The 13,146-nt window shown below is 60.4% G+C and carries 2 protein-coding genes, 1 tRNA gene, 2 rRNA genes and 2 pseudogenes (1 of these 7 cut by a window edge); 3 read left to right on the forward strand and 4 right to left on the reverse strand.

What is annotated here, in order from left to right:
* From GR316_RS12065 to GR316_RS12075, 3 genes are all read left to right on the forward strand, one after another.
* Positions 1 to 1,500: ribosomal RNA gene (locus tag GR316_RS12065) — 23S ribosomal RNA — on the forward strand (it extends 1,327 nt beyond the left edge of the window).
* 119 nt (positions 1,501 to 1,619) lie between these two features.
* Positions 1,620 to 1,734: ribosomal RNA gene (gene rrf, locus GR316_RS12070) — 5S ribosomal RNA — on the forward strand.
* A 76-nt stretch (positions 1,735 to 1,810) separates the two neighbouring features.
* Positions 1,811 to 1,887 (forward strand) — tRNA-Met (locus GR316_RS12075).
* Here the strand turns inward: GR316_RS12075 and GR316_RS13980 are convergent.
* The 4 genes and pseudogenes from GR316_RS13980 to GR316_RS12095 form a co-directional block, all read right to left on the reverse strand.
* Positions 1,844 to 3,540: pseudogene (locus tag GR316_RS13980) on the reverse strand (recombinase family protein). The gene GR316_RS12075 and the pseudogene GR316_RS13980 overlap by 44 nt on opposite strands.
* Before the next feature lie 676 nt (positions 3,541 to 4,216).
* A pseudogene (locus GR316_RS12085) lies at positions 4,217 to 5,475 on the reverse strand (IS3 family transposase).
* A gap of 184 nt (positions 5,476 to 5,659) precedes the next feature.
* Positions 5,660 to 7,669 carry a DNA phosphorothioation-associated putative methyltransferase gene (locus tag GR316_RS12090; protein WP_211785246.1) on the reverse strand — a complete coding sequence of 670 codons (2,010 nt, stop codon included), beginning with the start codon at positions 7,667 to 7,669 and terminating at the stop codon, positions 5,660 to 5,662.
* Between the two features lie 44 nt (positions 7,670 to 7,713).
* Positions 7,714 to 13,146: an FtsK/SpoIIIE domain-containing protein gene (locus GR316_RS12095; protein ID WP_211785247.1), complete on the reverse strand. Its 5,433-nt coding sequence runs from the start codon at positions 13,144 to 13,146 to the stop codon at positions 7,714 to 7,716.

Here is a 13,146-nt window from a genome sequence, read left to right on the forward strand (position 1 = left end):
TGACATGAGTAGCGACAAACAGGGTGAGAGACCCTGTCGCCGAAAGTCCAAGGGTTCCTGCTTAAAGCTAATCTGAGCAGGGTAAGCCGGCCCCTAAGGCGAGGCCGAAAGGCGTAGTCGATGGGAACCAGGTTAATATTCCTGGGCCGTGAGATGGTGACGGATCGCAGGTGTAGTTCAGTCTTATCGGATTGACTGGGCTGCTGAGCGGTCCCTGGAAATAGCCTCTCTTTTAGACCGTACCCGAAACCGACACAGGTGGACTGGTAGAGAATACCAAGGCGCTTGAGAGAACCACATCAAAGGAACTCGGCAAAATACCTCCGTAAGTTCGCGAGAAGGAGGCCCCACATATGCGCAAGCACGTGTGGGGGGCACAAACCAGGGGGTGGCGACTGTTTACTTAAAACATAGGGCTCTGCGAAGTCGCAAGACGACGTATAGGGTCTGACGCCTGCCCGGTGCTGGAAGGTTAAAAGGAGGGGTGCAAGCTCCGAATTGAAGCCCCAGTAAACGGCGGCCGTAACTATAACGGTCCTAAGGTAGCGAAATTCCTTGTCGGGTAAGTTCCGACCTGCACGAATGGCGTAACGATCTCCCCGCTGTCTCTGATGTGGACTCAGCGAAATTGAACTGTGTGTCAAGATGCACACTTCCCGCGGTTAGACGGAAAGACCCCATGAACCTTTACTATAGCTTCGCACTGGCATCAGGATTGTGATGTGCAGGATAGGTGGTAGGCATCGAAACCAGGACGCCAGTTCTGGTGGAGCCATCCTTGAGATACCACCCTTCGCACTCTTGATGTCTAACCGCGGTCCGTTATCCGGATCCGGGACCCTGCGTGGTGGGTAGTTTGACTGGGGCGGTCGCCTCCCAAATTGTAACGGAGGCGCGCGAAGGTTGGCTCAGACCGGTCGGAAATCGGTCGTTGAGTGCAATGGCAGAAGCCAGCCTGACTGCAAGACTGACAAGTCGAGCAGAGACGAAAGTCGGCCATAGTGATCCGGTGGTCCCAAGTGGGAGGGCCATCGCTCAACGGATAAAAGGTACTCTGGGGATAACAGGCTGATGATGCCCAAGAGTCCATATCGACGGCATCGTTTGGCACCTCGATGTCGGCTCATCTCATCCTGGGGCTGGAGCAGGTCCCAAGGGTATGGCTGTTCGCCATTTAAAGAGGTACGTGAGCTGGGTTTAGAACGTCGTGAGACAGTTCGGTCCCTATCTGCCGTGGGTGTAGGAGACTTGAGAAGAGTTGCCCCTAGTACGAGAGGACCGGGGTGAACGATCCACTGGTGGACCAGTTGTCATGCCAATGGCAGTGCTGGGTAGCTATGATCGGACAGGATAACCGCTGAAGGCATCTAAGCGGGAAGCCCCCTTCAAAACAAGGTCTCCCTTGAGGGCCGTGGAAGACCACCACGTCGATAGGCCGGAGATGTAAGCGCAGCAATGCGTTCAGTTGACCGGTACTAATTGCCCGATAGGCTTGATTTGATCCAGAAACAGCAGGATCAAAAGCAAACACCGACTTGAACACGCGACATGAAAACCATGTCCCTGATGTTGTTATACCCACTCCGCTGCCAAAACAGCGGAGACGGGTTCTTCTCCGGTTTGGTGGTCATAGCACGAGCAAAACACCCGATCCCATCCCGAACTCGGCCGTTAAGTGCCGTCGCGCCAATGGTACTGCGTCTTAAGACGTGGGAGAGTAGGTCACCGCCAAACCTGACAAGAACCCAAGCCTCTCCGAACACACAAAACAAAACAATACCACAGGCCGTCAATCCAGACAGCCAACCTCCGCGGGATGGAGCAGCCCGGTAGCTCGTCAGGCTCATAACCTGAAGGTCGCAGGTTCAAATCCTGCTCCCGCAACCAGAAATCCTACACTTTCAAAAACTCCTGTTCGCAGGAGGTTTTTTGATGTCCAGACATCAGCTCCACACCAAGGCTCAGAGCCAGAATACCCGCCAGATCGCCGTGAAGCGTCAGCTCAAGCCGGCTGCGTTTCTCCGACGTCGGCACCGGCATTGCCACGATCTTTTCGATCAGGCCCCGGATCGCCTCCCGCGCCTCGCTCTCCCGATCAGGATCCGTCAGGCCGGCGATCAGTCCGCAGATGCGGTCATGATAAGTGTCGGCCATCTTCGGATGAATCCGCACGGTGGCGGCCCGGGCAGGGGCCGCGGCGACGTCCCGCTCCAGTTGCTTCCGCCGAAGTTCCGGCTGCTCCATCTTCGCCTTGATCCGCTCGGGCGGAAGACCGGAGAGCAGGGCGTTCACCAGCGCATCCTGATCCTTGATGACCTTCGCCAGCTCCTTCTCCTTCACGGCGCGGTCGTCGGTGTGGCGTGCCGCCAGACGATTGCGCTCGGCGATGTATTGTTCGGCGAACGCCTTCACCAGGTCCGGATCCATCAGCTGGTCCGACAGGGCGGTCAGGATCCGGCCCTCCAGGTCCGGCCGGGAGATGCCGGTGCGGTTGCTGCAGACAGACGTGCCCTTGTTGCGCGAATTGCTGCAGCCGAAGCGATCCTTGGCGATGGTGGAAAAACCACCCCCGCAGCACCCGCAGACCGTCAGGCCCGAAAGCAAAAACTTCGGCCGCCGCTGCTCCCAGATGGGTAGCACCGAGGGCGAGGTCTTCGCCCCCTGCCGCGCCCGCACCTCCTTCCACAATTCCTCCTCGATGATCCGCAGATGCGGCATCTCGGAGATCACCCAGTCCTCGTTGGGGTTCAGGTGCAAGACATTTCTCCAGGTCTCCGGATCCTTGCGATACTTAAGCCGGTTCCAGATCTGGCGCCCGACATAGAGTTCGTAGTTCAGGATCCCTGTGCCGCGCTTGGGATTGCCAAGAATGGTCGAGGCACCTTAGGCGCCGAGGCCGTGGTTGCTGCGCGGGGCCGGAATGCCCTCCCGGTTCAGCTGATCGGCGATCCGATTGGGCGACATTCCCTCGGCATAGGCCGTGAAGATACGCTGCACGATGGCCGCCTCCTCCGCGTTGATCTCACGATCACCGCGCTGGATCTCCCCGTTCTCGCCCATGTGGCGTAGGACGGTGTAGCCGAAGGCATTGCCGCCGCCGGACTTGCCCGTCTCCACCCGACCGCGGAGGCCCCGGTGGGTCTTGACCGCGAGGTCCTTAAGGAATAGCGCATTCATCGTGCCCTTCAGGCCGATATGCATCTCGTTCACCTGTCCGTCGGCCAGCGTCAGGATATTAACGCCCGCGAAGGACAGGGTCTGGTAGATGGTGGCAATGTCGGCCTGATTGCGCGAGATGCGGTCGAGGGCTTCGGACAGCACGAGGTCGAAGCGACGATTGCGGCCGTCCTGCAAAAGGCGCTGGAGACCGGGGCGGAGGATCATGCTCGACCCCGACAGGCCGGCATCCTCATAGGTGTCGACGATCTGCCAGCCCTCGCGCAGGGCGCGTTCGCGACACAGCCGGATCTGGTCCTCGATGGAGGCGGCATTCTGCAGGTCGGTGGAATAGCGAGCGTAGAGGGCCACGCGGAGGGTCATGGGGAAATCTCCAGTTCGCACGGGGCAGGGACGTCAGTCGGTATCCTGTCCCTGTTCCATAAGGTGATCGGCGCGGGCGGCATCGCGCGCTAAGGCCCGGACCAGGGCAAGCAGATGATCTCGTGGGTGCGATACCTGATGATTCCCGGCAAGGGGCGTGTCGGAAGAAAATGCCGACGGGGCGACCGCCGCGGACGCGGCACCCTCCCTGTCGACATTCTTTCCCCGGTCTCGCGCCATGGGCCGAGTTGCTCCCTGCGCCGCAGGGCAGGGCCCGTCGACGTTTGCTGATGATGATCCTGACTGCGGGCGGTCCCGCAGGTGTTCAGTTGATCATAGGGCATAGGATAGGTGCTCGAAGCTGGAAACACGGATCTCTGGGCTCGTGAATGTGGATAACCTACCGGAAATACGGAAATCTTAATCTTCATAGGGTGGCTGAGAGACAAATTCGGGGCGCTGGATGATGCGATGACCGCATTCCGACGGCCTGTGGGGGTGATTGCCTGGCGCCGCAAAACTTCGGGGGCGAATTATCCGGATTTTATGGCTCACTCTCGGGGGCAGGATCAGATACCCGGCCAAGGCTGACTATCCAGCGGCAAGGCTGTTATCGATGGCTGTCCTTGTCGGCGCGGCCTCGCGCCTGTCGGTCGTGCCCTCGGCACAGCCGAGATCACTGCTGTGTGCTGAACGTCACGCGGGAAAGGGGCAACTCGGCCTCCAGCCGATCAGCGCAACAACGCCGCGAGCGCATCTTCAGCCCTGAATGCGGGTGGTTTTCGTTGTAGTCCTCGATCCAGCCTCCAATCAATCCGAGAACAGTGTAGGCGTCCGGCAATGGCGTCACCTGGACGTAACCGCGCTTGAGGGTCTTCACAAAGGCCTCCGAGATGCCGTTGCTCTGAGGGCTTCGGACCGGCGTGAAGCAAGGCTTTAGACCAAGTTGGCGCGCGAAGATCTGCGTGTCCTTGGCGATGTAAGGCGAACCGTTGTCGGACAGCATTTCGATGACTGAAGGCGCGCGGCATGTCCCAAAGCGACGCTCGACGGCTTCAAGCATGATGTCGCAGACGTCGGAACCGCTGATCCCGGCGTTCACGACGGCCCGCCAGGCGATGATCTCGCGGTCGTGCGCATCGATGATAAGGGCGCCACGGACGATGTCTCCGCTCCAACAGGTGAACTCGAACCCGTCCGAGCACCAGCGCAGGTCAGAGCGCATGACGATGACCTTGCCGTCGTGAACATGCTCGGGACGCTCCGTATACTCCCGCGCCAGCAGCAGGCTATGGGCCTGCATGATCCTGTAGACCCTTTTGTGATTGACCGGTGCCAGATCTTCCGACCGCAGCTGGCGGTTCAGGATCGCGGTGATGCGACGGTAGCCATCGGTGGGCCGCGCCGTCACCAGTGTGGCGATCCGCGGCACCAGCTCCGCGTCTTGCGCCTTGTGGTAGCGTCGGCGCGGCTTCGTCTTGCCCTTCACTCGATCGACCAGGCTCGAGCGGGCCACACCAAGCGTTTCTGCCACAACCTTTACCGCAAACCGTCCGTCAGCGGCGACCGCGCGTGCAAGGTCAGTTTTTTTGAGCGTGACTTGTCCAGGGCCTCGCGCAGGATCGCGGCCTCCAGCGTCTTGCGACCGAGATGGCGTTCAAGTTCGCGGATGCGATCCTAGAGCTGCCGCACGACCTTGTTGCTGGTGACGTCATCATCCTCGGTCACGGCGACACTCCCCCCTTCGAGCATGAGCCTTCGCCAACGATACAGCAGGTTGGGTGCAACGCCATTACGCCGCGCAACGATGGAAATGGTGGCCTGATCCTCCAGCGTCTCTTCCACGATCCGCAGCTTCTCGGCGGCCGTCCAGCGGCGCCGACGGCCGCCATCAGTGATGATCTCAATCTCAGACATAAGCACGTGCTCAGGCATATACCTGAGCCTCCATGGCTATGCCCAAGTGTCCGGTCAAAACAGGGGCCAGTTCACCACCGAGTCGATATCTTTCAACAGCTCAGTTATTTTGGGGAAGTCAGTGAGACTGCCAGCTGTGCCGTGGAATAGGGTCTCTCCACTCAGATAAAAATGAGTTTCAGAAAACACTGAGCTTAGGCACCTAATATGGTAGCTTCAGGCCTGCTTTCATGATCATCGGCGCAGCTTCGGCGAAGGTTAACGTAGAAAGCCGATCGCCGAAAAGGCTACGTAAATCTAACTCGAACTTTGCTTGGTCACGATATCGCTTCTCGTCGCCCGCCATATAGAGGGATTTCTCCATCATGACGCTCACCCGGCCATCGGCCTGATGATCGAAGACGATCACTTCGCCAGTGCACAGGTCGACCTTGGTGCGTTCTGAAAGCCTTGGGAGGGCGCTGGTGTCGAAGTCGGGGTAGACGAGAGCGGTCAACTTCCTCGACGCAAGGTGGACGCGGTAGATCGTGGTGTTGTCCAGAGAGCCGGCGAGAGCCTGCGCGACGCTGATATAGGTGCGCAGTCGCGGGGTGAGCTTCGGTAGATCGCGGGCGTGGACTTGGTACTTGTCGCCTGCCAGCTGGCCAATGCCGGCTGCGGCATGGGAGTGCGCGTCCTCCGCCAATGCTGCGCCATCACCGGCATCGAAGAGCATACGTCGGGCGACAGCCTCTGCGGCCGTGAGAGAACCAAAAATGGCACGAAGATCACGTTGAAGCGTCGGCGACAGCCGGCGGTAGGGGGCTCGTCCAGAGAAACTGCTCAGGGCGAAGAAGCGTCCGATCTCATCGGCGCGACGGGCTGCCGCGATTGCCAAATTCTCGGCTGGGATCGCCGCAAAGGCATCTGCCAAAGCCATCTTGACGGACAAGCGAGCGCTTGCCAATTGTGATCGCAGATCCTTGGGGATCTCATCCGCATGTGGCACACGGCCGATCCTCAGGAAGAGGTTCACAAGGTCGTCCCGCACCGCCTCTAGGGTCTCCTGGCGCCAGGATGTTCCCGGCATGATGCTAGACGGCTGCCGCGGTACTGAGGGAATTGGCCGCGCCCCAATCATTCCCGTTTGTCGGCGCGACAGCACGCGCTGCTCGAGTTCTTCATCGCGGAAGATGAAGAAAATGCCTGGACCCGCTGCTACCGGAGTCACTTCGAGCGTATCGAGCAGGAACGCCCGCAGTTCCGCCTGAGTATAGTAACGCTGAAAGGTTCCGCGAGAAGTTAGGAAGCCGTCGCCATGCGGCCGCTGGCCAGAGACCTCGCCCTTGCCTACTAGCATGACGGCGACGGCCAAGCATCGTTCGGCTAAAGCGAAGGCTCGGCGCAGCACGTCTCGTCGCTCGAGGGGATTTTCCACCACGTTCAATACAAAGCCGAGGTTCACGATCGCCCTTGGTACCAGCGCGCTTCGTTCCGGTGCGAAATGTGGATCCCAGCCGACTGCGTCGATCCCTGCGGCACGAAGCGCCCGCACGTCGTCTCCACGGCCGCAGCCGTAATCGAGGATACTCACGCCGCTCTTGAGAAGGCCCGCTGCATTTAGGGCGGCCATGGGTGCTGAAAGGCTATTCCGCCCGATCGCCGTCCTGTGCCGGACAACTTGAGGCATGGCGTTGAAAGAGGGGACATTTGAGATGTCCAGCTTCGTTACCTTGCTCGCGGGGTCATCGCGGGCAACGACAAGGTGGTCACGCACCTCAATACGCGCTTCGGTCAGAGCGGCGTTCCAGGCATCCTGCCGCCCTCGTTTCGTCATTTCGACGAACAGGCCTCTCCGTTCCAGCTCTCGGGTCAGCGCTACGTAGATATCACGTTCTGGGGCGTTGGGCGGCAGCAACAGTTCCTTGCGGTGGAGGATAGGAGGGTTCTTCCCATAACACCGCACGGTCACAGCACCCGTCTTGAGGTCAACCCGGTAGCTTTCGTTAAGCACAGGGAAGGCGCTGTCTGCAAAGTCATCGTAGCTCAAAAGCGAGACGCCGCCGCCATTGGCGAAATCGACTTTGGCCACGTTCCAATTTCTGTGCGGCACGCGGCAGGCAGCCGCATCGATAAGCGCAGCATGTTCTGGAGGAAGATGGTCCAAGGCCGAGCGGTGCACATAGAGCGCCCCGCCCACCCTCTTACCTAAACCAGCCCCCTCTTTCTCCATGAGCTCCCCTAAGCAATGCACGGCGTGGGCCGTATGAGCGCCTATCAGCTTCTCCGCGATGCCCAATAGCTCTTCGCTGCCTGCGCGAGGCGTTGCACGTCCTCCGTCTCGGCGAAGGGCACCTGTACTACGAAGAACTCTTGGCCAGGAGGCAGCTGCTGGTTGGCCAGCATACAGGCAAGATGACCTTTTCCTAATAGCTTTTCTGCGCCGCCAACCCCAAGAACCATCCGCGAACCCGTACCATTCTGTACTTTCAGGCAAAGACGGTTGCCCATGTTGTCGCGCAACCGCCCAGGCACAGCGTCTGCATCGGCCCGCTGGGTTATCAGGATCAGGTGGATGCCCGCCGCCCGTGCCTTCATGCCGAGGTTGGCCACCGAGGAGAGCACGACCTCCTGATACTCTTTCTCCTGCGCCATCCAAGCCCCAAGCTCGTCATGCACGAGAAAAATCCGCGACATCCGCTGCTCTAGCGGCACCCTTCGATTGTACTCCGCGATATTGGCGGCACCGACCGAGGCGAGCTTCTCGTACCGTGAGTCCATCTGGCGTACGAGATCCTCAAGGATCGCCTTCGCGGCGCTCATCTCGGTGACGATCGGCGCTTTCATCTGCGGGGCGCCTTCCAGCCAGGTGAAATCCACACCCTTTTTGGGGTCGACAACAATCAACTCGACCTGCTCTGGGTCGTTGAACGCGATCAATTGCAGAAGGAGCCCTTGGGTCAGGATCCCTTTGCCGCTGCCTGTCTCGCCTGCAATCAACGTGTGCGGGCCGTGCACCTCGTAATCAGCAAAGGGCTCGGCAAGGTTCAGATACAGGAGTCGGTCCTCGTCTTCGCGTGCCCCGAGGATGAAAGAGGTGTGCTGCCCTGGGTCACGATCAGGCCAGAGGGCGCTTAGCCATGTCGAGGCAAGCGGCACCTTGGCCCTTTTCTCCCGCGTCACGAAGACCGAGATCCGGCCGCGCCCTGGCCGCACGTCTGCAACCTCGATGCCGTAAGTCGTCAGCAACTCACTCGTGCGCCGCTCTATCCTGTCGACGGTCAGTGAAGGATGGCCACGGAAGGCAATGAGTGCGCCGTTGGGCGTCAGCCGCGGCTTGGGGTCGGCGAACTGAGCTTGCATGCTGAAGTGGCTCAACGCCCGTTGGGTTTCTATCGCGATCTTATCGGCCCAAGCAAGGGAGTCGGGGTCGGTGACCGCTCCGCGCTCAATCGCAGCCATGTCCCGAAGGACAGCATAGACCGGAGGAGGCAAGAAACAGGGCGGCTCGGGTGCCTGGTCTTCTTCCGCCATGTCGGTTGTCACAGCCTCAGGCTCCGTCTTCGGGTCCTCGGCGGCAGTATCGGCGTCGGCTGCGCTCCGCGACGGAAGAGGCCTTCCGTCGAGTAGTTCCCCCGAGGTGTTGAAGTTTGCACCCACAACCGCCGTAGTGGTCTCTCGCGGTTGGACCGGCTGTGACGTTTGGGCCTCACCGGAGCCATACCAGACGATATCGCCGAGGCCCTCACGCTGGGGCAGATCACCCTCCATCGTACCCTGCAGCGTCTGGCGGATCGCTGGAGTGGTCAACACATGGTGACGCAGATACGGGCGATCCGAATCCGCCTCGCACTTCCAGACGACCCCATGATCGTCATGCAGACATACGACAACCTCGCCGCTGATCTGGAACGATACCTCGCCGGCGCTCAAGGCATCGAAGAACGCAGCACGCAGGACTGGGTCTGGCAGGCGTTCCGTCACCCCGTCCCGGTTAACTAGGAGATCGGCCAACCGTGCGCAGGCGGCCTCCCGAGAAATAGCGTCGTCGTTGTCGATGAACAGGCTGGTCAGGCGATCCACCGTGTCTCGCACCTGTTGCTGCGCTTCCTTGATCGTGGCCAGTTCGGCAGTCTTCTCGATGAATTTGGCTTCACCGACCTGCAGAAACACCCGGAACGCCCCATCATCATGGTCGATGATAACGGCAATGGCATCGGCGACACGTCCCTTCTCGGACATGAACCAGCCGCGATAATCGTCGAGCGAGACCCAGATCGGCGCATTATTCATCGTGCCCTTCAGGGCGCCTTCCATCCAGGCGCGCATGACCGCGAGGCCGATCATCTCGCGCGAAGCATTGGCGTATCGGGCCGCTGACAGGACCTTTCGTCCTGAAATCCTCAGGACGTCACGGATGACAACGCCCGAAAGCGTCTGCGCATCCGGCGCACCGATGCCACAGGCAGCGATAAGATCGTCACGGATGTTGCGCTTCAGCCGGTCGTCCACCTTACCGGCGCTAATAATCACCCGTCCGTCGGCACCCGGGACAGAGATATCGCTAATGATCTGAACGCCGCAGCGCTCAAATAGAGTTCGACTGGCCACCTTGTCATAAGTAATCACCCATTCCGCAAACTGGTGTGCCCGGCGGACCAGCTCGCTCACCTTGGCATCCTCGAACTGGATCTGCCGGATCAGCACCCCGTGGAACCCCTCCGGCAGGAAGCCTTTCGCCAGCTCGTAGATCAAGTCCTGATAGTGTCCGACAGCACGGGGCGGTCTAGGGAGCGTCAGGTATACGCCGACACCGGACGCATCGGTCTCAGTCATGCGGCGACGCGGGCGCCGGGCCACGGCAGGGTCGAAGGTGGCGGCAAGTTCTTGCGAGCCGCCAGCTTCCTCCACCCAAACCGGATCGGCGTGATGGCTGATCACATCGTGAAGGAAGACCAAATCGAGGTCCCGCACCTCGCTCTCCGCGCCATCCGAGGCACGGTTGGATCTGACGTCCACCCGCAGCCTAGACAGAAATCCCCGTGCCGTCTCGCTGATGTTCTCTGCCGCCAGGCGCACGTTCTGGTTGCGATAAATCTTGCGCATCCGGTCCTGATCACGGTGCGTGATAACGAGGTCGCAGCGCAGATCGGATTGCCGGTGCAAACGTTTGGCCATTTCCCGAGCCACTTCGCGCGGCAAGGTATGGCTCTCCGAGTCGAAGATTGATGCTGAAAGGTTGGTTGCTTCGTGGGGGTGGACGTCGAGATACTGGTCGACCCCTTCCATGAACTTCACCGCGGCCGACGGTGCGCCAGCCTCAAGCGCCTCTTGGTTCCGCGCTACGCAGTCCGCAGGAACCATCAGGCTGTATCCTGCAAGGTCCTCGACTGCGATCATTGTCATACCGTGGGCGAACACGACCTCTGGAAAGGACCACCGAGAGCGTGCAAGGCGCCGCTCCTGAAAAGCTGCGGATAGATCGGCGCTTCTGGCCGACTTGGACAGGAGGACGGCTTCCACAAAGGAGGCAAGCTCACGAATTTTGGCCCGGCGCTCGGCAAGCCGAAGTGGGTGCCAGGCAGCAAGAATGGCCATTGGCGCAGCCCCGTTGGAGGCCACCACGCCGATCCCGGCAACCAGCGTGCGGATCTCCTGTCCCGCTCGCCCCGTAGTCGCAGGGAGACGACATGCACGGCACAAGGCTCCAAACGCCTCGGCCTGCTCGTCGAGAATGTTTGACGCGAACGCTGCGCCGGCGTCCTCAGCCAGCAACGTTGCAGCCTTGCGATAGGATGCGTCGAAAGCCTCGGCCGCCGCTATCACGGCCGTCACGGTCTCGCCGCCCAGCGTTCGGCTGCGTTCAAGTTCTTGCAGGCGCGACCGAAGATCTCCAAGCAGATCCTCCTGCGGACGGACAACCAGATCGAATGCGCGTCCCTGCTGCCCCTGGGCTACGTCGCTGAAGGAGTTTCGATCGGAGAGGCTGGTCGAGGAGAGGCGTGTATCCTCCCCGCTTGAGCGCTGTGCGAAGTCAAGCGGCCGGAACAGGCTGTCGCCGGCCTTAGCGGCCTTTGCTAGCGCGTCGAGATCGTCGATCAGAGCGAGACTGATCGGTTCATCCTTGGGAGATTTGCCGGGCTGCCACGTGGTCTTGACCCGAGGTGCCTGCCTTGGAGGAGTGCGAAGACAGCCCAGGTCGACCAGATCCTTCGCTTCCATCAGATACAGTTCCAGGTCTATCTTCCGCGCTTCGCTCGCTCCTGCTTCGCCATTGCCCTGATACTTCTCCGCTGCCGCCAGGTCCCACACCACATGCGAACCGAAGAGCGCCTTCAGCGCGTTCAGTTCGAAACAGAAGAGCCGTTGGATGTCAGGATCGAGACCCTCCCAAAAACGGGCCTTGTCGTGCTGTGTTGTACGCACGAGGATCCGCGGCTCTGTCATCTCCACCAACGCCGCGTCGCCCGCGATGATCAGGGCCTCGAACCCCTCGGCAAAGGCGGAAAGAAGATCATGGCCAATGACCTCCTTCGAAAACAGACGTTTCTGCCATGGCTTGAAGAGCTTCACCTCGCGGGACAGGCGCTCCTGCCAGCGATTGAAGAACTCCACCTCAACGTCACGTGGCTCGCGCGGGGTGGTGTTTGTCAGGCTGTTGAGAAGCTCCCGATCCTCCCTGGTGACATCGTGGCCATAGTTGCCTTCGATGAAGCGCAGCGTTTGCCTACCGAGGCTTTCCGTTGAGGTGCTCCGTCCGCCCCCAAACAGGCTGGCGCCGACTCGATCCCAGGACACCTTGCGGCAGAACGCTTCCTGACTATCCCGCCAGTCGCCAGGCAAAATATTATCGGCATCACTGAGGAGGATCCGGACAGCGTCGAGCGCCTCTTTCACCTCAGGCTCATTGCCATGCTCGAACGCCTCCACCCGCGCGCGCACCGCCGTGACATCAACGCGTTCGTGCTTGGGCGTCATGAGCGTGGCGTAAACCCCTGCCTCGAGGCGCGCATCACGAAAGGCTGCCGCGAAATCCCGCGCGCGCGCCTTCTTCGGGTTACCTTCCAGCTTGAAGGCGGGAAGCTTCACGATACCGTCCTTGGGGATCCGCAGGGCTGGCATGGCGTTCTTAATGCGGACATCGACGTTGTAGGCAAATCCTTGGTCGAGAATGGCGCAGATGAAATCGACCCACATCTGAAGATCGAGGCACACCTCGCGGGCGCTGCTAAGCCCTTCAAGAGCGGCCCGAAGGTAGCTGTTGGCCTCTCCCGTCTCGCCCAGTACCCCAACCCATGCCGGGATCTGGTCGATGATCCTCGGCTCATCGATGCGGGAGATCGGGCCAAGTCCGGCGCCAATGCCCTCACGCTCGGCATCCGACGGCGCGAAAACGATGACGTCGGCCGTATCGTTATGGCGCCAGTGAACGGCGGACTCGTCGGAAAGATAGTCGACGTGAACCTTCATGCCCGCTGCAGCCTTTGGGTTCATCTTCAGCAATAAGCTTCGCCCGTGCAGGTTCGCAGGCTTGTTGCGGGCGATCCCATCCAGCGCCTCGGCCGTCAAACCGGCAAGCATGAAGGTAACACGTTGCCCTACCGCCGCGTCGTCCACTGCTCGGCGCACGACGTCCCAGACGATGCGGGCGATCAGATCGCCTCTGCGCGCATAAGGGGCGGAAACCTCAGAAATCGTCGATACGTTCAT

Origin of the sequence: Falsirhodobacter algicola, from assembly GCF_018279165.1 — a bacterium.
Taxonomy (GTDB): domain Bacteria; phylum Pseudomonadota; class Alphaproteobacteria; order Rhodobacterales; family Rhodobacteraceae; genus Falsirhodobacter; species Falsirhodobacter algicola.